23 protein-coding genes and 1 riboswitch are annotated in these 26274 nt (G+C 45.9%); of the genes, 18 read left to right on the top strand and 5 right to left on the bottom strand.

From position 1 onward, the window contains the following. Positions 1–5: 5 nt before the first annotated feature. From glyA to M5E81_RS09465, 6 genes are all read left to right on the top strand, one after another. The gene (gene glyA, locus M5E81_RS09490; protein WP_009146084.1) at positions 6–1256 is read left to right on the top strand and encodes a serine hydroxymethyltransferase; all 1251 of its coding nucleotides are present in this window, start codon (positions 6–8) and stop codon (positions 1254–1256) included. A gap of 61 nt (positions 1257–1317) precedes the next feature. Further along, a complete protein-coding gene (gene upp, locus M5E81_RS09485; RefSeq protein WP_009146085.1) occupies positions 1318–1938 on the top strand; it encodes a uracil phosphoribosyltransferase in 621 nt (206 codons plus the stop codon). A gap of 6 nt (positions 1939–1944) precedes the next feature. Beyond that, positions 1945–2403 (top strand): deoxycytidylate deaminase, encoded by a 459-nt coding sequence (locus M5E81_RS09480; protein ID WP_009146086.1) that lies wholly within the window; start codon positions 1945–1947, stop codon positions 2401–2403. Positions 2404–2522: 119 nt separating this feature from the next. Further along, positions 2523–3524 (top strand): energy-coupling factor ABC transporter permease, encoded by a 1002-nt coding sequence (locus M5E81_RS09475; RefSeq protein WP_249747374.1) that lies wholly within the window; start codon positions 2523–2525, stop codon positions 3522–3524. Then, positions 3511–4305 carry an energy-coupling factor transporter transmembrane component T family protein gene (locus M5E81_RS09470; RefSeq protein WP_249747373.1) on the top strand — a complete coding sequence of 265 codons (795 nt, stop codon included), beginning with the start codon at positions 3511–3513 and terminating at the stop codon, positions 4303–4305. The genes M5E81_RS09475 and M5E81_RS09470 overlap by 14 nt, the downstream gene beginning before the upstream one ends. Positions 4306–4323: 18 nt before the next feature. After that, positions 4324–5079, top strand: a complete 756-nt coding sequence (locus M5E81_RS09465; protein ID WP_249747372.1) for an energy-coupling factor ABC transporter ATP-binding protein — start codon at positions 4324–4326, stop codon at positions 5077–5079. Positions 5080–5139: 60 nt separating this feature from the next. Here the strand turns inward: M5E81_RS09465 and M5E81_RS09460 are convergent, their stop codons facing one another. Continuing rightward, positions 5140–5745: a DUF3298 and DUF4163 domain-containing protein gene (locus M5E81_RS09460; protein WP_249747371.1), complete on the bottom strand. Its 606-nt coding sequence runs from the start codon at positions 5743–5745 to the stop codon at positions 5140–5142. A gap of 146 nt (positions 5746–5891) precedes the next feature. Between M5E81_RS09460 and M5E81_RS09455 the strand changes: the two genes are divergently transcribed. Then, on the top strand, positions 5892–6575 hold the full coding sequence (locus M5E81_RS09455; RefSeq protein WP_040565321.1) for a DUF554 domain-containing protein: 684 nt from the start codon (positions 5892–5894) through the stop codon (positions 6573–6575). A 308-nt stretch (positions 6576–6883) separates the two neighbouring features. Here the strand turns inward: M5E81_RS09455 and M5E81_RS09450 are convergent, their stop codons facing one another. Beyond that, positions 6884–8329 carry an ATP-binding protein gene (locus M5E81_RS09450; protein ID WP_009146093.1) on the bottom strand — a complete coding sequence of 482 codons (1446 nt, stop codon included), beginning with the start codon at positions 8327–8329 and terminating at the stop codon, positions 6884–6886. Positions 8330–8832: 503 nt separating this feature from the next. On the opposite strand from M5E81_RS09450, the gene M5E81_RS09445 reads away from it, so the two are divergent. From M5E81_RS09445 to M5E81_RS09435, 3 genes are all read left to right on the top strand, one after another. Continuing rightward, on the top strand, positions 8833–10041 hold the full coding sequence (locus tag M5E81_RS09445) for a porin (protein WP_249747370.1): 1209 nt from the start codon (positions 8833–8835) through the stop codon (positions 10039–10041). Between the two features lie 374 nt (positions 10042–10415). After that, the gene (locus M5E81_RS09440; protein WP_249747369.1) at positions 10416–10967 is read left to right on the top strand and encodes a hypothetical protein; all 552 of its coding nucleotides are present in this window, start codon (positions 10416–10418) and stop codon (positions 10965–10967) included. A gap of 376 nt (positions 10968–11343) precedes the next feature. Then, complete coding sequence (locus M5E81_RS09435) at positions 11344–12582, top strand: S-layer homology domain-containing protein (protein ID WP_249747368.1); 1239 nt, start codon at positions 11344–11346, stop codon at positions 12580–12582. A gap of 808 nt (positions 12583–13390) precedes the next feature. Here the strand turns inward: M5E81_RS09435 and M5E81_RS09430 are convergent. The 3 genes from M5E81_RS09430 to serC are packed head-to-tail and all read right to left on the bottom strand — an operon-like array spanning position 13391 to position 16737. Further along, a complete protein-coding gene (locus M5E81_RS09430; RefSeq protein WP_009145587.1) occupies positions 13391–14029 on the bottom strand; it encodes a histidine phosphatase family protein in 639 nt (212 codons plus the stop codon). A gap of 30 nt (positions 14030–14059) precedes the next feature. Next, the gene (gene serA, locus M5E81_RS09425) at positions 14060–15646 is read right to left on the bottom strand and encodes a phosphoglycerate dehydrogenase (RefSeq protein ID WP_009145588.1); all 1587 of its coding nucleotides are present in this window, start codon (positions 15644–15646) and stop codon (positions 14060–14062) included. A 17-nt stretch (positions 15647–15663) separates the two neighbouring features. Next, positions 15664–16737, bottom strand: coding sequence for a 3-phosphoserine/phosphohydroxythreonine transaminase (serC, locus tag M5E81_RS09420; protein ID WP_249747367.1), 1074 nt, complete (start codon positions 16735–16737; stop codon positions 15664–15666). Between the two features lie 501 nt (positions 16738–17238). After that, positions 17239–17337: riboswitch (TPP riboswitch) on the top strand. A gap of 63 nt (positions 17338–17400) precedes the next feature. Here serC and thiC point away from each other — a divergent pair. The 8 genes from thiC (at position 17401) to gmhB (ending at position 26274) form a co-directional block, all read left to right on the top strand. Then, complete coding sequence (thiC, locus tag M5E81_RS09415; RefSeq protein ID WP_009145591.1) at positions 17401–18702, top strand: phosphomethylpyrimidine synthase ThiC; 1302 nt, start codon at positions 17401–17403, stop codon at positions 18700–18702. A 395-nt stretch (positions 18703–19097) separates the two neighbouring features. Further along, positions 19098–20003, top strand: coding sequence for a VirK/YbjX family protein (locus M5E81_RS09410; protein WP_249747366.1), 906 nt, complete (start codon positions 19098–19100; stop codon positions 20001–20003). Positions 20004–20179: 176 nt separating this feature from the next. Beyond that, on the top strand, positions 20180–21109 hold the full coding sequence (locus M5E81_RS09405; protein ID WP_040565109.1) for a hypothetical protein: 930 nt from the start codon (positions 20180–20182) through the stop codon (positions 21107–21109). A gap of 125 nt (positions 21110–21234) precedes the next feature. Then, positions 21235–22749: an LPS-assembly protein LptD gene (locus tag M5E81_RS09400; RefSeq protein WP_249747365.1), complete on the top strand. Its 1515-nt coding sequence runs from the start codon at positions 21235–21237 to the stop codon at positions 22747–22749. Between the two features lie 14 nt (positions 22750–22763). Continuing rightward, entirely contained in the window at positions 22764–23327 is a 564-nt protein-coding gene (locus tag M5E81_RS09395) for a D-sedoheptulose-7-phosphate isomerase (protein WP_249747364.1), read from the top strand. Further along, positions 23317–24807 carry a D-glycero-beta-D-manno-heptose-7-phosphate kinase gene (gene rfaE1 / locus M5E81_RS09390; protein ID WP_367317902.1) on the top strand — a complete coding sequence of 497 codons (1491 nt, stop codon included), beginning with the start codon at positions 23317–23319 and terminating at the stop codon, positions 24805–24807. The genes M5E81_RS09395 and rfaE1 overlap by 11 nt, the downstream gene beginning before the upstream one ends. Further along, the gene (rfaD, locus tag M5E81_RS09385) at positions 24804–25778 is read left to right on the top strand and encodes an ADP-glyceromanno-heptose 6-epimerase (RefSeq protein ID WP_009145598.1); all 975 of its coding nucleotides are present in this window, start codon (positions 24804–24806) and stop codon (positions 25776–25778) included. Before rfaE1 ends, rfaD begins: the two co-directional genes overlap by 4 nt. Continuing rightward, positions 25768–26274 carry a D-glycero-beta-D-manno-heptose 1,7-bisphosphate 7-phosphatase gene (gene gmhB, locus M5E81_RS09380; RefSeq protein WP_277247755.1) on the top strand — a complete coding sequence of 169 codons (507 nt, stop codon included), beginning with the start codon at positions 25768–25770 and terminating at the stop codon, positions 26272–26274. The genes rfaD and gmhB overlap by 11 nt, the downstream gene beginning before the upstream one ends.

The following is a 26274-nucleotide window of genomic DNA, read 5'->3' as shown; positions in this document are numbered from 1 at the left end:
TTAAAATGAATCTGGAAAAACTTAGCGTAGTTGATCCTGAGCTGAAAGGTTACATTGATGCGGAGCTGAACCGCCAACGTGACAAAATCGAACTGATTGCATCCGAAAACATCGTTACTCCCGCAGTAATGGAGGCTATGGGCAGCGTACTGACCAATAAGTATGCTGAAGGCTATCCCGGTCATCGTTATTATGGCGGCTGTGAATATGTTGATAAGGTTGAAACTTTGGCTATTGAACGTGCCAAAAAATTATTCCATGCCGAATATGCTAACGTACAGGCTCACTGCGGTGCCAGCACCAATATGACCGTGTACTTTGCTTTCCTGAAACCCGGCGATACCATCATGGGTATGGACCTGTCCCAAGGCGGTCATCTTAGCCATGGATCCCCGGTAAATATTTCCGGTACCTATTTTAACGTTGTTCATTATGGCGTTAATCCGGAAACCGAGCTGATTGATTATGATGCTATGGACAAGCTGGCTAAAGAACATCATCCGAAACTGATTGTTGCCGGTGCCAGCGCTTATCCGCGGATTATCGATTTCAAACGCATCGCTGATATTGCTCATGCTAACGGCGCTCTGCTGCTGGTTGATATGGCACACATCGCCGGCTTGGTTGCAGCAGGTCTGCATCCGTCTCCGGTTCCGTATGCTGATATCGTAACCACTACCACCCACAAAACTCTGCGCGGTCCTCGCGGCGGTCTGATTCTGACCAACAATGAGGAATATGCCAAGAAAATCAACAAGGCTATTTTCCCCGGCATCCAGGGTGGCCCGCTGATGCACGTTATTGCTGCTAAGGCTGTTGCTTTCGGCGAAGCTCTGAAGCCTGAATTTAGAGAGTACGCAGAAAACATTGTCAAGAATGCCAAGGCTTTTGCCGAAGGTCTGAAGGCTGAAGGCTTCCGTCTGGTTTCCGGCGGTACCGACAACCATCTGATTCTGGTTGATGTACGCAACAAAAACCTGACCGGTAAGGAAGCAGAAAAGCTGCTGGATAATATTGGCATTACCTGCAATAAAAACACTATTCCGTTTGATCCTGCCAGCCCGTTTGTAACCAGCGGCATCCGTTTGGGTACTCCGGCTGCTACTACCCGCGGCTTCAAAGAAGAGGACTTCAAAGAGGTTGCTTATATTATGGGCCTGGTGCTCAATAACCCTGAAGATACTGATAAGCATGCAGAGGCTGCAAAACGTGTTGCTGCACTGTGCGCTAAGTATCCGTTATATACTAATTTATAATTAAGACGACCGATAAAGCTTTATCCGCTTTGTCTTAATAAGAAAAGGAGCGATATATCCAATGCAAATCAATGTAGTAAACCATCCTTTGCTGCAAGCAAAAATGACTATCCTGCGTGACAAGGATACCAAGAGCGTAACCTTCCGCCACATCATCAGTGAGGTTGCAGCGCTGCTGACCTTTGAAACTACCAGAGATTTACCTGTGGAAGAAGTAAAGGTTACCACTCCGCTGTGCGAAACCACCGGCTGTCGTATTAAAGGCAGTGTCACTGTTGTGCCTATCCTGCGTGCAGGCCTGGGCTTTATGGAGGGCGTACTCAGTGTTATTCCCGAAGCCAATGTTGGTCATATCGGCATGAGCCGTAACGAAGAAACTCTGCTGCCGATGGAGTATTACTGCAAGCTGCCTGCGGATATGGACGCTTATACTATTGTTGTTGACCCGATGCTGGCAACCGGCGGCAGTGCTATTGCTGCTATTGACCAGCTCAAAAAGCGTGGTATGAAAAACCTGCGCTTCATGTGCCTCGTTGCTGCTCCCGAAGGTGTAGAAAAACTGAATGCAGCACATCCTGATGTGCCTATCTACACTGTTGTGCTTGATGATCATCTTAATGAGCATGGCTACATCGTGCCGGGCTTGGGCGATGCAGGCGACAGAATTTTTGGTACGGTATAAAAAATTATGGAACGCAAAACAAGACCCGGCTGGGATGATTACTTTATGGAGATTGCCAGAGTAGTCAGCAGCCGTTCAACCTGTATGCGCCGCAGTGTCGGCGCGGTAATCGTCAAAAATAAACAGATTGTAGCGACAGGCTATAACGGTACGCCTAAGGATTTGCCTCACTGTGAGGTTACGGGCTGCCTGCGCGAGCAGCTGCATGTGCCTTCGGGGCAGATGCACGAGCTTTGCCGCGGTATTCATGCGGAGCAGAATGCTGTTGTTCAGGCTGCCTATCATGGTGTGTCTGTCAACGGCGGTACGCTGTACTGTACGCATCAGCCATGTGTGGTCTGCACCAAGATTTTGATTAACGCAGGCATTAAGCGCATTGTTTATGCTAATCCTTATCCGGATAAGCTGGCGGAGGATATGATGGCTGCGTCGGGAATTGAAATCTGCGTGCTGGATAAGAAGTAATTTTTTACAAGCTTTGGAGGACTGTCTCTCGGCAGTCCTCTTTTTTTGCTTGACTTTGGAGCAAGCTCCAATGATATAATTAGTCAACAAGATAAATTTCAGAAAACGGAGTGATATTTATGCATATGGCAGATGCTTTGCTTTCGTCCGCTGTTGCCGGCGGCATGTACGCCTGCTCCTTAGTTGCTGCAGGCTACGCGTTGCGCAAGGTGCAACAGGAGCGCAATGACAAAATTTTACCTGTGATGGGCGTGATGGGAGCATTCGTTTTTGCGGTACAGATGCTTAACTTTACCATACCGGGAACAGGCTCATCGGGCCATTTGTGCGGCGGTATGCTGTTGGCGGCTGTTGTCGGTCCTTACGCTGCTTTTTTGACGATGATCGGCGTGCTGCTGATTCAATGCCTGCTGTTTGCGGACGGCGGTCTGCTGGCGCTGGGCGCTAACATTTGGAATATGGCGTTTTACGGCTGCTTTGTCGGCGGTGGCGTAATTTGGGCGTTGGCGATGCGCAGCGGTATGACACGCACCAAAATTATCATCGCATCGGTTCTTGGCAGTGTACTTTCCTTGCAGCTGGGTGCTTTTTCTGTTTCGGTTGAAACGCTGCTGTCGGGAATTACGCAATTACCCTTTGCTGCTTTTCTGCTGTTTATGCAGCCTATTCATCTGGCAATCGGCTTGGTTGAGGGTGCAATTACCGCAGCGGTTTTGGTATTTTTGTTTGCTGCCCGTCCCTCACTTTTGTGGTGTGCGGAGGAAAGTGAGTCTGCAAGCAGTGTATCTTTGAAAAATGTGCTGACGATTATGGGAGCAGCGGCAGTTGTTCTGGCCGGTGGTCTTTCCCTGCTTGCTTCCGAGCTGCCGGATGGCCTGGAGTGGTCCTTGGAGCGCATGACAGGCAGTACGGAGCTGGAAAGCGCTGACAGCAGCGTTTACGCTTTGAGCGAAGCGGTGCAAAGCGTGACGGCGCTGCTGCCGGATTACAATTTTGCCGGCAGCGAAAGTGCCGCAGGCACTTCCTTTGCCGGTGTTGTGGGTGCGGTAATCGTTATGCTGCTGATTCTGGCCGGCGGCAAAGTATTAAAGAGCTTCCGGGGCAACCATGAACAGGCTTGAGCGTGCCATCTCAGCTATTCACGTTTTAGATGAGCTGGCAGGTAGAAATACGCTCGTTAACAAATTGCATCCTCTGGCGAAGCTTGGCGCTGTGCTGTGCTTTATTCTCACAGTGCTTTCGTTTGATAAGTATGCCTTGAGCGGTGTTGTGGCGATGGGCATTTATCCCGTCTTTTTATATCAGCTGGCAGATTTATCCTTATGCGAAGGCATTAAGCGCTTTAGGACAGTTGCCTTTCTGCTCATAGGTTTAGGCTTGGCCAATGTCTATTTTGATACGGCAGTGTTGCTCAATATAGGCGGCATTGCTGTCAGCGGTGGCTGGGTGTCGCTGTTTGTTTTGCTGCTCAAGGGCTTGTGGAGTTTTTTGGCAGTGTACTTTCTCATTGCGACAACCGGGATGGAGCAAATTTGTTACGCTTTGCAGCTTTTGCATCTGCCTAAGGTGATGAGTGTTGTGCTGCTGCTGACCTATCGCTATCTGATTTTACTTTTGCAGGAGGGCAGCCGTATGAGTGCTGCCTACGCTCTGCGTGCGCCGCACAGTAAGGGGATTGCCTTCAACGCTTGGGGTACGCTGGTGGGACAGCTGCTTTTGCGCAGCATAGACAGAGCGCAGACAGTGTACGAAAGCATGGCACTGCGTGGCTTTGACGGTACGTTTTATCTGCAGCGTGCGGCGGACGGTAAGGGGGCGTTGGCATTTGTGCTGCTGAGCCTTGGCTTTTGCCTTGTGTTCCGCTTGTTGCCGGTGTTTGCGATTTTAGGCAGCTTGCTGTAAGGGAGCGTTGGACAGACGATGGAAGAAAATATTATTGAAATAGAAAATCTGCACTTTGCTTATGCTAAAAAGCATGAGCATAAGGACGCTGTGGTGCTGCAGAACATCAGCTTCAGCGCCAAGGCAGGTGAACGCATAGGCTTAATCGGTGCCAACGGCGTAGGCAAATCAACACTGCTGAAAATTTTTGTCGGTCTTTTGGAGGCAGAAGATATCGGCAAAGTAAGGCTTTGCGGTCTTGATTTAAACAAAAAGAACCTGCGCGAGCTGCGCAGGCGTATAGGCTATGTCTTTCAGGATTCGGACAGCCAGCTTTTCATGGCAGATATTTACAGTGATGTTGCCTTTGCGGCGCGTAATTGCGGTTATAGCGAGCAGGATGTGCAGAAACGTGTGACGCAGGCTTTGGCGCAGGTGCATTTGGAGAATTTGGCCAAGCGTCAGATTTATCGCCTGAGCGGAGGTCAGAAAAAGCTGGCGGCGATTGCCGGTATTTTAACGCTTACACCGCAGCTGGTGCTTATGGACGAGCCTTCCGCTGCTTTGGATCCCAAAAACCGCCGCAATCTGATAAATATTTTGCGCAGCCTGCCCTGCGCACAGCTTATTGCTTCGCACGATCTGGATTTTATCTATGCAGCCTGCGACAGAGTAATTTTGCTGCACGACGGCCAAATTGCTGCTGACGGCGCAGTGAAGGATGTATTGCGTAATCAGGAGCTGTTGGAAGCATGCAATCTGGAATTGCCGCTTATGTTTCAGCAGGCGGATTAAAAAAGCACTGCTCACATTTCCTTACGGGAGATGCAGAGCAGTGCTTTAATTTTGTTGCTGTTATTTTACTTTGACATAGGTAACGCCTGCGGCATAGCAGTCAAGCTCGTAGGGCTGGTACATCAGATAAAGATGACCGTCCTCGGTGATGATATAATCCTTACTTACTTTGAAGTTGTCGATGTTATCAATAAACGGCGCTTCGCTGACAGTCTTTAAATCTGCACCGTAAACAGGCAGCTTCTTGGCCTTGATATCCTGCTTCAGCTGCTCGGCGTCCAGCTTTTCAATGAAGCGGGTGTAGGGAACACGCTTGCCGGTAGCCTTGTCATAAACAATGCCGTGTGTATAGTACATACCATGAGCAGCCTTGTCATAATAGTACCAGGTGTTGAAGGTGAGGCAGACAAACTGGTCGTTTTCGTAAATCACCTCATAATTGCTGCCGACAGCACGCATATCCGGATGGCGCAAATCCTTGCGCGATTTGCTGACCATTTTTTGGATATCGCGGTTCATGCGCTCTGCTGCCTGCGGATTTTCCTGCGTGAAAACAGGATATTTATAGTCAAAGCGGTCGCCTTTGTCGACTTCTGTTTGCTGTGCGGCCGACGCACCCGCTGCTACTGCCATTGCTAAAAATAACGTGAGAAGAATTTTTTTCATTCGTATTAGCCTCCTTTGTAGGAATTGTATTTGGTACTATAATAGTATAAAATAAAAGGGTATCTGTAAAGATGCCTGAGCGGGGGAAGTGTAAAATCTTTGTAGCCTGCGCAGGAAGTATTTGTAAACTTGAGGGGATATTGAAAATGTTAGGAACAATCGTTAATGTAAGTGCAATTTTAACCGGCTCTGTAATCGGCAGCTTTCTCAGCAGAGGTGTTAACGAACGCTATAAGACAGCGCTTTTCGACGGCCTTGGCCTGGCAACCGTGGGCCTGGGAGCGAACGCCTTTGTCAGCAATATGCCGAAAACAACTTATCCGGTATTATTCATCGCCAGCATCGCCATTGGTACTGTTATAGGAACGTGGCTGGATATCGACGGACGCTTTCACAGGCTTTTGGCAAGCGCCAAGGGTGGCAGCAAGCTGGCGGAAGGACTTTCAACCGCTATTTTGCTGTTCTGCATCGGCACACTTTCTATTTTAGGACCGATTGAAAGTAGGCTCAACGGCAACAATACTTATCTGTATACCAACGCGACGCTTGATTTTGTTTCGTCGATTATTCTTGGCTCGGCCTATGGCATCGGCATTGCAGCTGCAGCCTTGGTGCTGCTTTTGTGGCAGGGGAGCATTTATCTTTTCGCCGGCGTGATTGCGCCTTATATGACACCGGCGCTGATGGGAGAAATTTCTGTTTTGGGCGGCATTTTTCTGATGAGCAGCGGCCTGGGAATTTTACAGCTGCGTGACTGCAAAACGCTGAATATGCTGCCGGCGCTTATTGTACCGCCGATTTTTTACGCGCTGATGGCAGCGGTACGATGATTTTTTAGAGTTCATCAAAACGATGCAAAGTTCACAGATTATCCATTGACTAATCAGTCAGTTCGCCTTATAATAAGCTCATCAGTTAGCAATCCCACTGACTGATACATAATACCCCTTTTCTTTTTATACATCCTTTCACAACATCAACCCTCTGAAAGCAGCAGTGCCGAACGCATGGCACTGCTGCTTTTTTTTATTTATGCGGAGAAAAGCACAGCACAAGCAAAATTGAAAGTATACTTACGATTTTTGGCGAATTTACGGAAGTATACTTTCAATTTTTCGGGAATTTTCGAAAGTATACTTTAAAAAGAGGCAATGTTATTCTTTTCTGCCAAGCTTAAAAGGTAGCAGAAGGCGTAGGCCGGGATGCGCAAAAGCTGCTTGCCGTCAGGTGTGTCATGTACACCATAATCGTCCTGGCGCTTAGTAATAATTATGCCAAGCTCGGCTTTGCCTGCAAGGGTACAGATAGCGTCATTGTTGCTGATGGGTGCTTGCTCACGATATTTTACTTCAATCAAAATATCTTTATTAGCAGGATATTCAGCAACGACATCTATTTCCTTTTCCGAACCGGCAGCACGATAATAGCCTACGCTGGTAGCCTTGCGATAACAGAAGGTTTTAACATGCTTATAAATAGTTGTTTCTACAATTTTACCCATTTCTGCAGCATTTGTGAGCAGGTCATCATTCATTAGCACGGCATTACGTATAGCTGCATCAGCAATATAGATTTTCGGCTTGCTTTTAAGAATTTTTTTGCCTTCGATATGGACAGGATTACTGATGTAGATTAAATTAGCACTTTCCAGGTAGCGGACATAATTTTCCACAGTAGGGCGTGATACACCATTCAGTTCTTTGGCAATGCTGTCGTAGGAAACGATTTCAGAGGAAACATTGCACAGGTAGAGAAAGATGCGCTCCAATTCCAGGGGATTACGGATATTATACAAGGCAGGTAAATCTCGCTTTAAAACCTTGTCTACAATGTCTTCACGCATAATCTGCTGCGCAAAAAAATCATCCTCAGCTAAAGCAAGCTCCGGGAAGCCACCAACAAGAAGATAGCGGTTAAAGTGCAGTCGGAGGCTTTCTAATTTGAGCATAATATTGGTACGCTCGGCCTGAGTCATCGACAGCAGCTGCGAAAGCAACAGATTTTTGGGAAGATTTGTGATACTGATGCCGATAAGTGAACAATATTCATAAAAAGAAAGCGTTGGTACCTGAATTACAGACCAGCGGCCGGCACCACTTTCGGTGCTGCCCTTTACCAGAGCCGGGCTTGCAGAACCGGTTGCGATAACCTTGCTTTCAGGTTGTGTGTCGTAGATGATTTTTAACCAACCGGGCCAATCAGCAGCATATTGGATTTCATCAAAAAAGTAATAAACATCTTTATCAGGATGAATATTTTCGTGATAGCATTCTAATATGGCATCCATGCTGCTTAATTTTAAAATAGGATGATCTAGGGAGATAAAAACGATTTGCTCAGGCGCAACACCCTGCTTCAGCAAATTATCGATAACCTGATATATAATGGTTGTTTTACCGACACGTCTGGCACCGGAAAGAATGACGTTGCGACGTATAGTGGTATGAGAAATTTTTTCCAGTGTTTCATAATAGGAAATTCGTTTGTAGCTTTTGAGAAATGCAGGGGCTACTGCACCAGTTTTCCACCAAGGGTTGAAGCCTGCAAGGACTTTTAAAATATTTTCTTGCTTAATAATAGCCATAATATCACCGCCTTACAATTCTATTATAAACCACTCAAAAGCACAGCACAAGAAAAATTGAAAGTATACTTACTATTTTTAGCGAATTTCCGAAAGTATACTTTCAATTTTTCGAGAATTTTCGCAAGTATACTTTAAAACGCGTAAAAAATGACTTTGGCAAGTGTTTTACTCCAGCGCAGGCAGGCCAGTGCAAGGCGCTGTCTCAACATCGCAAACATTCTTAATAGGAATAAATATTATTCTGTTAAAAATTTTCTGAAAAAATCTCTTGACTAAGTACTTATCCGCCATTATAATATAAGTATGATTTAGATTAGAGTAAATCGTAAATAGAGTTACTCCAATCTATAATTTCACCCCTTGATTATGAAATCCTTGACACAGGCGAAGCTCGTGCATGGTAGAGGAAACAAGGCAACTCTTACCGGACTTGCAGGCGGGAACTTGCGAAGGATTTTGTAATAAATAAAAATCTCTTAAGATAAGAGGAGGAAATTACAATGAAAAAATCCTTAGTACTCGCAATGGCAATGGCTCTTGGTGTAACCGCTTCCGCTTACGCTGCTAACCCGTTCTCTGACGTTCCTGCCGGCCACTGGGCTTATGACAGCATCAACAAACTGGCTGCTGCCGGCGTAATCGAAGGCTACGGCGACACCACCTTCGGTGGCGACAAACTGATGACCCGTTATGAAATGGCTCAAATCGTTGCTAAAGCAATGGCAAAAGGCGCTAACGTTGACAAACTGGCTGCTGAATTCGCTGATGAACTGGATAACCTGGGCGTTCGCGTTGCTAACCTGGAGAAAAAAGCTGACAATGTAAAAGTAACTGGCGAACTGCGTTATCACTACAAAGATGATGGTGCAGATATCAATGGCTATGCTACCGAACTGCGTTCCCGTATTTGGGTAAATGGTCAAATCAATGATGACTGGACTTATACTGGCATGTTGGAGAACATCCAGGACCTTAAAAACGATAAAGGTGATGAAACCACTAAATTTCAACGTGCTTATGTAAATGGTAAGCTCGGTGGCGTAAAAGTTCAAGCTGGTCGTTATCATAGCAAACTGTCCGAAGGCAACGTATATGATAGCCGTTTTGACGGCGTTCAAGCTTCTTATGGCAAGGACGTTAAACTGACTGCTGGTTATGGTAAAGCTGCTCATACAACTGGTCTTGAAGCTACACCTAAAAAAGCTAATGCAAAAGACACCTACTATGCAGAGTTATCTGGTAATGTTGGTAAATTAGCTTTGGCTGCTGGTTACTATAATTATGAAGATGTAAAAGAAGCTAAAGACGTTGACGATACTATTTGGACTGTTGGTGCTAACTATGCATTCGACAAAAACTTCAAACTGGGTGCTATGTATCTGAATGGCGATCAAGATAAATATGAAGGCGATGACGATGGCTTTGTAGTAACTGCTTCCTATAAAGGTGCTAAAGCTGCTAAAGCTGGTTCTTGGGGCTTAGTTGCTAAATACTATGATCAAGGCTTCTCCACTTATATCGATCACACCATGAACGGTTATGCTGACAGCTATACAGATGCTGATCAAGGCTTCAAGGGTTATAGCGTAGCTGCTAACTACACCTTCGCTAAGAACATCGTTGGCCAGGTTGAATGGTATGATCTGGAAGCTAAGGAAGGCAACAAAGACGCACAAACTCTGTGGTCTCAAGTTGTATTCACTTTCTAATTTAAGTAATACACAACAACTTAACATTTAACACGCGCGTATAATAAGACGGCCGCCCGGAAGGGCGGTCGTTTTTTGTGTGTGGGTAGGTTGTTGAAAATAGGGTTTTAGTTAACAAGTGAAATAAAAACTGAAATAACAAGTGAAATTTTTCAGCTATTATTTTAGTTGTTGCAAAGAACTGAATTTTTGCAAGGAAAATGTGAAATACAACTGAAAAATTAGTATAACAACTGAAGAATATTTCAGAAAAAAGTTTTACTCACAATGACTACCCAGTCAGAAAATTTTAAGCAAACACTGTATTTTTTCCTGAATTTATGCTAGAATATACCTATATTCTGCATTACATAAATGCGTCTGGAGGAATAAGAATGAAAAAAGTTTTACGTTATTTATTGATGACCGTTATGGCTATCTGCTTCAGCATCCCCTGCTTTGGTGCAGCTGAAGCTGCAAGTGTTGCTCTGCTGCCTTTGATCAACAACGTTGAAGGCGGAGACGAACTGGCAAATCAGGTTTTCTACAAAAACGCTCTGGCTGTTCTGAACAGCAAAAAAGGCTTTGTAGTAGTAGAAAACGACAAGCTGACCGCTGTTATTGATGCTGCTAAGGTTGGCAATAAGGTTCCCAGTGCTGCAACTCTGGAAAAGATTGCTAAAGACGGCGATGTTGACATCGTTATCGCTGTTCAGCTGGACAAGCTGGATGACAGAGCTATCGATTCCAGCGAAGAGCGCAAACTGCAAATCGACCTGCAAGGCTATGCAGTTGCTTACAACAAGCTCACCGGTAAAGCTTACGAGCACCGCATTTACAGCGACAAAACCATTCCTGAAGCTCTGACCAGCCGTTGGGATTGGACTCATGAAGAATTTGGCCGTGCAGTACGCATCGAAGTAGACCGTGCTCTGCGTGTTAAATAATTCCTAGCTTAATTTAAGTTTAAACACCCAGCCGCTTCTGTAAATTTTGCAGAGGCGGTTTTTGTATTGTGAAAAAATACTTGAAAAGAAAAGCTTACATATCAATGATTGTTTGCGAAGTAGAATCTCTTTATTTACATGAATTAAGAAAAATTTGTGAAGCACTTGTAGAGTTATTAAAAAAGTGGTACAATAGAGTCATGAAAAATTTGCTTATGCTAACTGCTGAGGGCTGCGAAAAATGCAGACTGCAAAGAGTATGGTAGAGGAAACAAGGCAACTCTTACTGAAAGATGCGGCGAGCCGAGTATCAAAGCCAAGGCGAAGAAGCGTAGCAGAATTTTTCAAATGTATTTTCCTAAAGGAGGAAATTAAAATGAAAAAATCTTTAGTATTAGCTATGGCTATGGCTCTGGGCGTAACTGCTTCCGCATACGCTGCTAACCCGTTCTCTGACGTTCCTGCTGGTCACTGGGCTTATGACAGCATCAACAAACTGGCTGCTGCTGGCGTAATCGAAGGCTACGGCGACTCCACCTTCGGTGGCGACAAACTGATGACCCGTTATGAAATGGCTCAAATCGTTGCTAAAGCAATGGCAAAAGGCGCTAACGTTGACAAACTGGCTGCTGAATTCGCTGACGAACTGGACAACCTGGGCGTTCGCGTTGCTAACCTGGAGAAAAAAGCTGACAACGTAAAAGTAACCGGCGAAATGCGTTATCGTTACACTGATTCCAGCAATAAAGGCAATGTATATAATGATTTGCGTTCTCGTCTGTGGGTTAACGGCCAAATCAATGATGACTGGTCCTACACCGGCATGCTGGAAAACACTCAAGACCTGACCGACAACGCTGGCAATGAAGATACTTCCTTCCAACGTGCATATGTTGAAGGTAAACTGGGTGGCTTGAACGTAACCGCTGGCCGTTACAATGCATTCTTTGCAAACGGCAACGTATATGATACCCGCGCTGACGGCGTTGAAGTATCTTATGGCAGCAAAATTCAATTAAAAGGCTTTGCTGGTAAAGCTAGCGATGCTTCTGCTGAAGTTAATGGTAAAGACACTGATATGTCCTTTGGTAACTATGCTGGCGCTGAACTGACTGGTGATTTCGGTAAATTTGACGCTATGGCTGGTTATGTAAACTTCAAAGATATGTACAAAGAAGCTGCTGGCGAAGGTCTTGACAATGCTATCTGGTATGTTGGCGGTTCCTATGACTTCGACGGCAATGTAGCTGTTTCCGGTATGTACCTGAAGGGCGACATGAGCAAAGATGATAAAGACGTAACCGGTATTGGTTCCGACGGCTGGACTGCTGGCCTGACCTACAAAGGTGCTGAAGCTACCGAAGCTGGTTCTTGGGGCCTGTTCGCTAACTACTATGACCAAGGCGGTATGACCTATGTTGCACACACCACTGATGCTACTGTATTTGATGGTGTTGGAGATAAAAATGAAGGCTTCAAAGGCTGGGGCGTTGGCACTAACTACACCTTCGCTAAAAACATCGTTGGTACTGTAGCTTACTATGACACTGTTTCCAAACTGAATGATGAAGATCATGACAACATTGTTTGGGCTGATGTAACCTTCACTTTCTAATTTAACGATTAGCAAGTAACACAAAATAATACACGCGCGTATAAAGGCCCCCTCGCCGAAAGGTGAGGGGGCTTTGTGTTGCAAAAATATATGAATGTGGTATAATAAAAATAGAAAGACAACCGCCTAAGCAGTTCGTGCCAATCCAATCGGCTGCGCCTCTTGGGGCACTATTGCATGGCGCGCATATACCAATCAGCATCGTCCTATGGACTTGCTTCTTGGATGCGCCCGCAACAAGGTGGGTTGCCGATTCAAAGGGTCAGAAAATCCGCCTCAGTGAACGGCAAACTACAGAGGCGGTTTTTCTATGTCTGGATTACTGTATTGCAAAAATATTTTGATGTGGTATAATAAATATAGAAAGACAACAGCCCACAAGGTGGGTTGCCAGTTCAATGTGGTAAGAAAATCCACCCTGCGACCGGCAAGTTTTGGGGTGGTTTTCTTATGTCTGGATTATTTGCTGAACTGAAATATAAATGTCAGTAACGCCAGAATAAATACGCCAAAGGCCATAAGATCTTTGAAGTCGTAATTTTTCATAAGCATCACCTCCATTCCAACGGAATTTCGGCAACGCCACCCTGCAGTGGTTCGCACCAAACCAATCGGCTACGCCTCTTGGGGTGCTATCACATGGCGCGCAGTACCAATCAGCTTCGTCCTATGGACTTGCTTCTTGGATGCGCCCGCAACACGGTTGTCTGTAATATTGTATCATGCAAACAAAATTTTGACAAGAAAGACAAAAAACTACCGCCCTCGCAGCTTTTGCTGCGCAGGACGGTAGTTTTGCTTTGTAAAATTACAGGCCGGCCTGCTCAATACCGCTGAACAGGAAGCCTAAATGATTGGTGGAGTTCAGCAGCACTACGCGCCAAACACCTTCATTATATTCTAATACATTGATACAGGTATTATCCTGCTTAATCTGCCAGAAGTGCGACATATCAAGGCCAAGCAAATCACAGATAATTGCTTTGTTCACTGCATCATGCGCAGCAACCAGCACAGTCTTATCGATATATTTGGCAGCATAATCGTCAAAGGCAGCGCGCGCACGCTTGCGCACATCCTCCAGGCTTTCGCCCCCGTCAGGCATTTGCACCAGGTGCGGCCTAGTGTGCCACAGGGCAAACTCCTGCGGAAATTGCTTGGCAATTTCCGGTGCCAGCACGCCTTCCCAGCTGCCGTGATTTATTTCCAGCAGACGTTCATCTGTTGCTACCGGCAGCTTGTGCAGATCGGCGCAGAACTTGCAGGTCTGGTAGGAGCGCTGCAGTGGGCTGGAGATGCACACATCAATAGGGATATGGTGCAAGCCCTCGGCCAGCAGGTGGCCTTGGCGCAGACCGCGCTCGCTCAGCGGTGTATCCTCCTGTCCTTGGTATCTGCCTTCTATATTCCAGGTTGTTTCGCCGTGTCGGACTAAAATTATTCTCATAGAATTTCCTCGCTGTAATTTATATAGTGATTAGCCTTCGCAGTTGATAAGCTTAACGTCAATAATGCCTTCCACACCACGCAGCTGCAGCATAATATCGTTAGGAATATCATCGCCAACAGCAATCGCCATAATGTTGGTGTCGGATTTAGGAGTGCTGCCAACCTGCATGCCGTTGATGTTGATGCCGGCGCTGCCCAAAATAGTTGCCATTTGACCGATCATATTAGGCTTGTTGACGTGCGGTGCCAGCAGCAGGTAGCCTTCGGGATTGAAGTCAACATGATATTGGTCGATTTGTACAATTTTAGGCTGCTTGCCGTCGAATAAAGTGCCTTCGATTTTATGTGTGCCCTTGGCAGTAGCAATTTTTACATTGATAGCGGTAGTGAAGTAACCTGGCTTGTTAGCCTTAACCTCTTTAACCTCCAGGTTACGTTTTTTAGCAATGCCGGGAGCATTGACAAAGTTAACGCTTTCCTGCAGAATCGGGTTCAGCAGGCCTTTGAGGAAGGCGGTGGTAAGAGCCTGGGTTTCGGTTTCGGCAAGCGCACCGGTGTATTCTACCTCAACGCTCTTAATCGGTCCGTCTGCCAAATAGATGCCCACGGTACCCATGCGTTCTGCCAGTTTAAAGTAAGGTTGGATAACTGCTGCCACGCTTTTCGGAATGGGCGCCATATTAACGGCGGTCATAACCGGACGGCCTTCGAGAGCATCGATTACGCCGTAAGCAACATCAACAGCTACACCGATTTGCGCTTCGATGGTGGAAGCACCGAGGTGCGGAGTTTGTACAACGTTGAACAGGCCCAGGAAGGGGTTATTTTCTTTGGTAAGCGGTTCAGTAGGATAAACGTCAATGGCAGCGCCGGCAATTTTACCGGATTTAACGCCTTCGGCAATAGCTTCGGGGTCCATGCAGCCGCCGCGGGCACAGTTGACAATGCGCACGCCGTCCTTCATTTTTGCAATAGCTTCGGCGTTCAGCATTTTTTCGGTTTCTTTGGTGAGCGGAGTGTGGATAGTGATGTAATCGGATTTAGCCAGCAGAGTGTCAAAATCAACCAGCTCAACGCCAACCTGATGCGCACGTTCTTCGGTAATATAAGGATCGTAACCAATGGTGGTCATTTCCATAGCCTGCATACGTTTGGCAACACGGCTGCCGATACGGCCGACGCCGATGATGCCAAGGGTTTTGCCCTGTACCTGAATGCCGTCAAAGGATTTGCGGTCCCATTTGCCTTCCTGAATGGATTGATGGGCTTGCGGAATGTGACGAGTCATAGCCATCATCATAGCAACGGTGTGCTCGGTAGCTGCCATGGTGTTGCCTTCCGGGGTGTTGAGTACGACGATGCCTTTAGCGGTAGCGGCAGGAATATCGATGTTGTCAACGCCAACGCCGGCGCGGCCGATAACCTTCAGGCGGGTGGAGGCTTCGATAACCTCCTTGGTTACCTTGGTCATGCTGCGGGTTACCAGACCATCGTAATTGTTGATAACCTTAATAAGCTCCTCCGGCTTCATGTTGGGCATTACATCTACATCAAAGTGTTCGCGCAGCAGAGCTACGCCTTTTTCGCTGATATCGTTGCTGACAAAAATTTTCATGGTGATTTATCCTCCTGTTATTTGTTTTCCTTCATATATTCTTCCATAAACTCCGCCAACGCCTTGCAGGCCTCCAGCGGCACTGCATTATAGGCACTGGCGCGACAGCCGCCGACAAGACGATGACCGCCGATACCGACAAAGCCGGCAGCCTTGCCCTTAGCTATGAAATCCTTCTCCATTTCCGGCGTAGCCAGATTGAAGGTAATGTTCATATTACTGCGAGCTTCGGGAGCAGCATGACCCTTGTAAAAACCGTTGCTGTTGTCGATAACGTCATAGATGAGCTTAGCCTTTGCTGCATTATTCTTGGCAATAGCGTTTACGCCACCCTGCTTTTTAATCCAGTGCAGAGTTTTGTTAACCATATAAATGGCAAAGACAGGCGGTGTATTGTACAAAGAATCGTTATTGGCAAAGGTGCTGTACTTCAGCATAGTGGGCAGCTCCTCACGCGCTGTTGCCAAAAAGCTTTTCTTGGCAATGACAATGACTACGCCTGCAGGACCAAGATTCTTTTGCGCTCCTGCGTAGATAAGATCAAAATCCTTGACGTTCACCTTGCGCGAGAGGATGTCGCTGGACATATCGCAGATAACGGGAACATCAAACTTGGGGAAATCCTTGTATTCGGTGCCGTAAATCGTGTTGTTGGCAGTGAGGTGTACATAAGAAGTATCGGGGCGGAGCGTGAATTCCTGTGGAATGTAGCTGTGGTTCTTATCAGCGCTGCTAGCGGCCTCATAAACCTCGCCGTAGAATTTTCCTTCTGCCATAGCCTTTTTGGCCCAGACGCCGGTGTTGACATAAGCGGCGTATTTTTTAGTGTGGAAATTGGCAGCTGTCATTAAAAACTGGGTGCTGCCGCCGCCTTGGATAAACATAATCTCGTAATCCTCGGGGATTTCCATCAGCTCACGCAGCAGCTGTTTTGTTTCTGCATGCAGGGCAGCGTATTCACTACTGCGATGGCTCATTTCAATGATGCTCATGCCGGTGTTTTGATAGTTTAAGAATTCTTCCTGCGCTTCCAACAGTACCTCGAGCGGCATAGCGGAAGGACCGGCGTTAAAGTTATATGCTCTTTTCATGTATTCTTTCCTTCTTCCTGAAAATAAATAAGGCAAGCACATCCTTTTGGGACGAGCTTGCCTTTATCTCGCGGTACCACCCAAATTGCCATTGCATAATTGCTTCACCTAAAAAAATAAGCCCATCATCCCTATCTTGGGACGAGGACTGCTCGCGGTGCCACCCAATTTGCCTATGGCCAACTTTGAACGCTGTATCGGGCGCACCCGTCAAATTCGTCATTTGCCGCTTCGGAGCGGAACTAGTGTGCTTCGCTGCTGCCTTGCATCAACCGCCAGCTTTCTGAAAAGACCTGCACATTGCTTCTCCATCATTGCGTTGCTTAATGTGATTTGTAGATGATTATAGCACGCCTGCTTTTAGAGTCAAGTGTTTTTGTAAAGATTTTTTATGTATACAATTTTTTTAGTGAATTTGTAACGTAGATTACAGAAAAGTTTCGGTTTGTATGCTTGCAAAATGATGTTATTCATGTTAAAGTAAGCATGTAAACAAAACAACGCAACCGCTAGGGGCGCAATTTGCTGAGAGGACTTACATCCGACCCTTTGAACCTGAATCTGGTTAAAACCAGCGTAGGAAAGCGAGCAGATTTCTGCAAAAAGACAATTCAACCGCTTTCCGACAGGAAAGCGGTCTTTTAATTATAAGGAGGAAAAATTATGGCAACACAAATGCAATTGGCACGCCAAGGTGTGATTACCGAAGCAATGAAAATTGTAGCAGAGCAGGAGCATGTAACTGCGGAGTTTATTCGCGAAGGCGTAGCAAACGGTACTATCGCCATTCCCTGCAACATCAATCATAAAAATATTATTCCGCGCGGTGTAGGCACCGGTCTTACCGTAAAGGTTAATGCTAACATCGGCACCTCCAGCAGCTATCCTGATCCGGAACCGGAGCTGGCAAAGCTGCAGGCTGCTATTGATGCAGGCGCGGATTCTGTTATGGATCTTTCCACCGGCAACAATATCAGCGCTTCCCGTCAGGCAATTATTGCTGCATCTACCGTAATGGTTGGCACTGTGCCTATGTATCAGGTAACTGTAGAAACCATTAAGAAGCGTGGCGCAGTGGTTGAGATGACTAAGGAAGATATTTTCGATGTTATCCGCCAACAGGCTGCAGATGGCGCCGACTTCATGACCATTCATTGCGGCATTAACAAAAATGTGCTGAAAGCACTCATTGACGAAGGCCGTGAGATGGATGTTGTCAGCCGCGGCGGCAGCTTTATCACCGGCTGGATGCTGCACAATGACGCAGAGAATCCTCTGTATGAATACTATGATGAAATTCTTGATATTTGTGCCGAATATGATGTAACTATCAGCCTTGGCGATGGCCTGCGTCCCGGATGCATTGCTGATGCTACCGACAGAGCGCAGATTCAGGAGCTGCTGAACCTGGGTGAATTGACACAGCGCGCTTGGGATAAGGGGGTACAGGTTATGGTAGAAGGCCCCGGCCACGTGCCCTACAACCAGATTGCTGCGAACATGCAGCTGCAAAAACGCCTGTGCCACGGCGCACCGTTCTATGTGCTCGGACCTCTTGTAACAGATGTTGCTCCCGGCTATGACCATATTACCAGTGCTATCGGCGGCACTCTTGCTGCTGTCAGTGGTGCTAACTTCCTGTGCTACGTAACTCCGGCCGAGCATTTGGGCCTGCCTGACTTAAATGATGTACGCGAGGGCGTAATCGCTACCCGTATCGCTGCGCATGCCGCTGATTTGGCTAACGGCAACAAGCAGGCATGGGAGTGGGACCTGAAGATGGCAAGAGCACGTAAGGTTCTGGATTGGCCTGCTCAGCTTGATCTGGCTATCGACCCGGTAAAGGCTAAGGAATATCGCTGCCGCAAGAACAAATCCGATGATGAGGCTTGCTCCATGTGCGGTGATTACTGTGCCGTTAAAATTGTCGGTCAGTATCTCGAAGAGCATATGAGAAAGAATTAAGTCATTACTTGAAAAAATAGTATGAATGTGATATATTAAATATAGAAAAAGACAACCGCCCGCAAAGGTGGGTTGCCAGTTGAATTGACTTGAAAAGCCGCCTCGGAATCTGGTAAATTACAGAGGCGGTTTTTCTATGTGCGATTTACTTTCGGTTCTGAAAAATGAACGTCAGCAATGCCAGTATAAACATACCGAAAATCATAAGATCCTGGAATGTAAAATATACCATAGACATCACCTCCATTCTTAATTGAATGAAGGCAATACCACCCTGTAAAACGGTTGTCGTAAAAATTTTAACACATAAACATATTTTTATCAAGAATGCTTGATGCTTATCATTCTGAACTATGCTATAATATAGATAATTATAATATTTCTAGAGGTAACTGATGGACAAGAATATTTTAGAATATGTCGGCAAAAGCTTATATCAGACACATATTTTGAAGGAAATGAAGCGCTATGTCGTTTTCCGTGCGCGTTGTGCTATGCATAGCAACTCGATAGAAGGCTTGCTGAAATTTTTTGATGCAAACAGCAATCGTCAGGCATGGCTGCAGGGAGCACCTGCGCTTTTGGAACAGACTACCAGAGCGTTTTTTTATAAAGGCTCAACTTGGGATGAACGTGTAGAGCTGGTGCAGAATCATCTGCTGATTATGGAAGAGCTGTTCAAGCCGGAGCTGATGGATAAATTGTATAGCAAGGGTGAAATGGTGCAGCTGTGGGAGGATTCCTACGATGACAGACCGTTGACGCTGCAGCTGTGGTTTCATGCCGGCCAACGCAAGGAAGGCTGCATGTCTTTGGCTTTATTCTATGAGGGCGAGCCTTTATACCAAATCATGTTCTGGCTGGCAAAGAATAAAACAGACGGCAAGAATGTTATTTATATTGGTGCCCTGCAGGGACCGCAGAACGGTAATGAGCTGATTAAGGGCATGACGAAGGCTTTCTTCGGCTATCGTACCAAAAACCTGATGTTCTATGGTCTGCGTTGTTTTGCTAAGGCTATAGGCGTTGAAAATATTTTCGCTGTTACCAATGACGGCTATTACGCGATGAACCATGTACGTGTAGATCGTAAGCTGAAGACTGATTTCGGTGCTTTCTGGCAGGAGTGCGAGGGTGTTATCTGCTCAGATCGTCGCTTCTATATTATGCCGACCGCGGAACACCGCAAATCTATGGAAGAGCTGAAGCCGTCCAAAAGAGCACAGCATCGTCGTCGCTTTGCTAAAATGGATGAAATGAAGTCTGCTGTTAAGTCTGCTGTTGACAGCTACAAAAAATAAAAAATTACTTGTTTGGTTTGTAATATAGGTACAAAAGCTGTCTGCAATATTATTTATAGTAACAATCTGTACAAATTTTACATTGGATAAAGCAGAGGTTCAGAACAGAACCTCTGTTTTTTTTAGGTAAAACATGCTATAATGAAAATATATAGCTCTGATTGGAGGTAAGAAAATTGAAAAAACAGCTTGCAACTTTATTGTTGACCTTTATCTTTTGCTTTACTACAGTAATTCCAGGTTTTGCTGCTGATTCTGCTGTCCCGATGGCAGATAAAATCGGCGCTATGGAAAAAATGCTCTATGGCACGGAGCAGAGCGGTTCCTTGTTGCAGCGTATGGATAGTCTGGAAGATGATGTTTACGGAACTATTACCAGCGATGCTATTATAAACCGCGTTGACAATATGTACGATTATCTTGAGGGTACTCCTGATAACGGTGAAGCTTCCTTTGCTACTAAGCTGAATGTGGTAGAATGGAAAATGAACGAAAGCATGTCTGGCGGCGCTGCCAAAAACCGTATTGAAGCCACGGAAAAGCTGCTTTATGGCCAGAATCAGACCGGTTCTTTGAGCGGTCGTCTGGAAAGTCTGCTGAAGCTCGCTTCTTATACTGACGGAAATGTGCCTGTACAGCAGGTTGTGCTTCCGAAGGATTCTGTTTTTAAAATTGCTTTTACCTCTGAGCTGAGCACTAAAATGAGCCGTAAGGGTGATGTAGTTCATTTTAAGGCAGCGGATAACCTGTATGTAAATGACGTACTGGTACTGCCGAAGGGTGCAACCGGTGTTGGTGAGGTTAAGAAGGTTGTTCAGCCCGGTATTTTCGGTAAGGATGGCCGCATTGATATTGACTTTACCTATATCTATGGCGTAGACGGAACCAAGATTCCCGTTACTGTAGGCGAGCTTGCTAAACAAAAGGCTGAAAGCATTGCCGGTGCGGCAGGTGCTGCTATTGGTGGTATGATTATCCTTGGTCCTGTGGGCCTGGTTGGCGGTGCTTTTGTCAAGGGTAACAGCGTAACTATTCCGGTTGGCTGTGAAACCTTTGTACAGACTGCTGAGGATACTTCTTTGCAGGGCGTTGTATATCAGGAATAAAATCGAAAATTATACGTGAAAAGCTCACTCTTTCGAGTGAGCTTTTGCTTTTTTTATGGTATAATGTTAAGTGGATTATTATGAAATTTTTTCTTCATCAATATAGGAAAAAAGGAGTTTTTTATATGCATAAGACTTTTATAGCTACAGCTTTGGCACTGGGCATGTGCCTGCCTGTTTATGCGGAACAGTATACTAATTCGGATAGTGACCGTTATTCCGCTCCTGCTTTTGAAGATGAAGCAGAGAATACGACGGTTAACCAGGCTGTGCCTAGTAGAATAACTGAAAAAAGTGCTGAAAAAGAAGCACAGCAGGCTCTGCCTATTTATTTAAGTGCAGATCATGCAGAGTATGATAGTGTGAGTGGTGAATTCTACGCTAGCGGTAGTGTTGTTTTAAAGCAGGGAACAGATAAGCTGCTGACTACATATGCTAAAGGTAACATGAAGACTGGTGATGTATGGCTGGAACAGGGAGCAGATTTAGTGCAGCCAGAAAACAAATTACATGGTAAATGGGCGCATTACAATTTTAATACTAAAACTGGTGAAATTAAAGAAATTAGTGGCAATGGTGTGAAGGATATTTATGACGCACCGCATGCTACAATTTATCCGGATAGGCTTGTTATAGACGAAGGCGGCAGAATGTCTCGTTGTCCGGCAGTTAAGCATCCGCCTTGCTTGTCGGTAACTGCAAAAACATTTGAAATTTATCCTAAGGAAAAAATGGTTGCACGTGATGTAAAAGTATTTATCCGTGGTAAGCATATTTATTCTCGTGATATATGGGTGAATAATTTTAATGATGATGGTAAAACAAAAATTATGCCACGTGTTGGTTATGATGGCAGTGATAATGGTGCTTATGTGAAATTGGAACTTAGTCAGCCTATTACAGAAAAAACAATGGTTGATATAGAGCTTCCGCAGTATTCTAAGGTTGGTTTTAAGCCGGTATATAAAATTTCGCATAATGAACGCAATTTCAGAGTTTCCTACTTTAATGGCTGGGATGAAGATGATGACAACTGGTATAGAAAACAAAATACCTGGCGCTTTGATTATAAAAATCATCATATTATGAAGGGCTTGCCCTTGAGCTACTCCGGTTATTATGAATATGGTTTGTGGAATAAATGGAATCGTGATACGGGGAAAAGCGGCAGTAAAAGATGGCGTAAGGAATATGCTGTTTATCTGAATCATGATCCAATTTATCTGTTTAATAGCAAAAATACTGTTTTAAATCTTACTGTTGGTAAAAAGTGGATTGGTGAAAGCAATACGAATGAGTTGCGTTCCACAAATATGTATTATGCAACCTTAGGTCAGAAGATTACTCCGCAATGGCGTACTTGGGTAGGTTATTATCGTGAAGATCGCTTCAGTAATTTGTATGAGATTGGTCAGGCAGACATGGATCGAGAGCTGCGTAATGGCTTACAATGGACTCCTGACAAACGCAATACTATAAGCGTTATCAATCGTTATGATCTTGTAAGTAAGAAAAACTATGAAACAGATTATCGCTGGCTGCACAAATTCTGTTGCTGGGCTTTGGAATTTACCTATGAAAAGAGTCAGCATGATGGCGATAATAGTTTTAAGGTACAATATTATTTCTATAATTTATAATTAAGAGGGAAATCATGGATAATTTGATTAAACAACGCTTTTTGGACCATCTGCAGGTGGCAAATGCTGTGATGAACAGCGATATCATGGCACAGATTGAGCGTATTGCTGCAGAAGTAAAAAAGGCGCTGGCCAATGGCAACAAGGTTTTGTTCTGCGGCAACGGCGGCAGCGCCGCTGACAGCCAACATCTGGCTGCCGAGTTTGTAGGCCGCTTTCAAAAGGAACGCGCCGGTCTGCCTGCTATCGCACTGACGGTAGATACCTCCATTCTGACTGCTGTCGGCAACGATTACGGCTATGATAAGGTTTTCGTACGTCAGGTGCAGGCACTCGCACGTCCGGGCGATGTGCTGGTAGGCATTTCCACAAGCGGCAACAGCGCTAATGTTGTGGAAGCTGTTGAGCTGGCCAAGAGCATGGGTGTTTTCTGCGTAGGCATGACGGCTGAGGGCGGCGGTAAAATGAAGCTGCTGTGCGACGAGTGCATTGCTGTGCCGGCGAAGGTTACTGCCCGTGCGCAGGAAATGCATATTTTGATAGGCCACATTTTATGTGAGCTGGTGGATGGTGAATAATTTGGCTGATTTAGCTGTAACAACTTTTTTAGCGGAACAGATTAAAAATGTACGCATTGCTGTTATCGGCGATGTGATGCTGGACAGATATTTTCAGGGTGAGGTTAAACGCATTTCTCCGGAAGCACCTGTACCGGTAACACGTATTACAAAGATAAATTCCGTGCTGGGCGGTGCAGCAAACGTTGCTGCCAATCTGGCGCATCTGGAATGTCAGGTTTTTATGGGCGGTGTGACAGGTGATGATGAAAACCGTCTGCTGCTGGAAAAGCTGATGGATGATGCAGGCATCAATCATCATGGACTGGTGAAAAGCAAACGCCGCAAGACCATTACCAAGCTGCGTGTTTTGGGCGGCAACCAGCAGATGCTGCGACTTGATTTTGAAGAAACCGGCGATTTATTTCCGGATGAAATTGTTGAGCTGCGTCATTGGCTGGCAGGCTTGCTTGACGAAGGCTTGGATGGTATTATTGTTTCCGATTATGCCAAGGGTGTCTGCTCGGATGATTTTTGCCAATGGGTGATTGCTCAGGGCAAGGCCTATGATATACCGGTGTTGATTGATCCTAAGGGAGCAGACTGGTCCAAGTATGACGGCTGTGATTTTATTACGCCTAATTTAAAGGAAATGTGTGAGGCTGCAGGCTGTCAGCGTGAAAACTCTGATGAAGCCGTTGTCAGCATGGCGCAGGCTGCACGCGAAAAATTCCATATCAAAAATGTTGTTGTTACCCGCAGTGAGCGCGGCATGAGCCTGGTTAATGCTGAGCAGGTGCTGCACAGTCCTGCTACTGCGATTGAAGTGTTTGATGTTTCCGGTGCCGGTGATACAGTGGCGGCTACGCTTCTGGCCGGTGTTGCAGGCAAGCTGGCGTTGGCAGATGCTGTTTATATGGCGAATCGTGCTGCAGGAATTGTTGTGGCCAAGGTTGGCACTTATCCGGTGCACCGTGACGAGCTTTTGAAGGATTTGCTCACGGAGGAGCGTAAGCAGGGCCGTGGCTATCGCACGCTGAGCTGGCAGGAGATAGCATCTTTGGCGGCAACCTGGAGAGCCTGCGGCGAAAAGATTGTTTTCACCAACGGTTGTTTCGATATTCTGCATGTAGGACATGTAACGTATTTGGAAAAGGCGCGCAACCTTGGCAAGCACCTGATTGTCGGTCTGAATACGGACGCTTCCGTACGCCGTCTGAAGGGTGAAACAAGACCTTTGGTGCATGAGCTGGACCGTGCGCGTGTACTGGCAGCGCTGGCCTGCGTAGATGCGGTAGTACTGTTTGATCAGGATACTCCGACCGAGCTGATTGAAAAAATTCGTCCCGACATTCTCGTCAAGGGCGGTGATTACAAGCCTGAGGAGGTTGCCGGACGTGAATACGCCGGTGAAGTGCGCATTATAGAATTTGAAGACGGTTATTCCACAACCGGTGTGGTGGAAAAAATTGCCAAAATGGTTAAGGAGGGCAAATTATGATTATCGTAACTGGTGGTGCCGGTTTTATCGGCAGTAATATTGTTAAAGGCTTAAATGACCGTGGTATTGATGACATTCTTGTTGTCGATAACCTGACCAACATGGTTAAATTCAAAAATATCCAAGGCCTGAAGGTTAAGGATTATATGGATAAGTATGCTTTCATGGATGCACTGAAGGCAGGCAAATTCAATCATGAAAAAATCGACGTTATCTTCCATGAGGGCGCTTGCTCCGATACAATGGAATATAACGGCAAATACATGATGGAAAACAACTTTGAGTATACCAAAAACGTGCTGCATTTCTGCCTCGACAGAAAGATTCAGATGATGTATGCTTCTTCTGCTTCTACCTATGGCAGCGGTGCTCATGGCTTTCGTGAAGAGCCTGCCTGTGAGGAAGCACTGAATGTATATGCTTTCTCCAAGCTGTTCTTCGACAACTATCTGCGCCGTCTGCTGCCGCAGGCACAAAGCCAGGTAGTAGGCCTGCGTTATTTTAACGTATACGGTCCGCAGGAGAATCATAAGGGCAAAATGGCTTCTATGATTTATCAAATGTATAACCAATGGAAAGCAGAACATAAAGTTCGCCTGTTCGGTGAGTACGCCGGTTATGGACCGGGCGAGCATACTCGTGACTTTGTGTATGTAAAAGACGTTGTTAAGGTAAACTTCTACTTCTGGGATCATCCGGAAATCAGCGGTATTTTCAACTGCGGTACCGGCCATGCGCATCAGTTCAATACTCTTGCTAAGGCTGTGCTGAACCACTTTGGTAGCGGCGAGCTGGAATATGTACCGTTCCCTGAAGTACTGAAGGGCAAATACCAGAGCTTTACCGAAGCAGATGACACTAACCTTTTGGCAGCAGGCTATGACGGAGGCTTTACTCCGATTGAAGAAGCTGCAGAGGAATATTGCCAGCTTCTCGACAAGACCGGCGGTTATTACGTTTATGAAGGCTAAGGCGGTATTTTTTGACAGAGATGGCGTGCTCAATGTTGATGTAGCCTATCTCTACAAAATTGAGGACCTGCGCTGGATTGACGGTGCACGCGAGGCTGTGGCGTATCTGACGCAGCTTGGCTATACAATTTTTGTTGTAACAAACCAGAGCGGTATTGCGCGTGGTTATTATACGGTAGAGCAGATGAATGAGCTGCATGCTTATATGCAGCGTGAAATTGCTGCGGCAGGCGGCAAAATAGAAAAAATCTACTACTGCCCGCATCATCCAGAGGGCAGCGTGCCGGAATATACCGGTGTGTGCGATTGTCGCAAACCCAAACCGGGCATGCTGCTGCAGGCGCTGGCAGACTATGATATCGACAAGGAGCAGAGCTTCTTGGTCGGTGACAGTAAGCGCGATGTGGAAGCAGCGGAGGCTGCTGGTGTCAAAGGCTATCTTTACACAGGAGGCAATCTGCTGGATTTCGTAAAAAATATTGTAAGCGAGAGATGA

The organism is Phascolarctobacterium succinatutens, from assembly GCF_023497905.1.
GTDB lineage: Bacteria > Bacillota > Negativicutes > Acidaminococcales > Acidaminococcaceae > Phascolarctobacterium_A > Phascolarctobacterium_A succinatutens.
The sequence above is the reverse complement of the archived record's forward strand: the minus strand, read 5'-3'. Positions and strand labels throughout refer to the sequence as shown.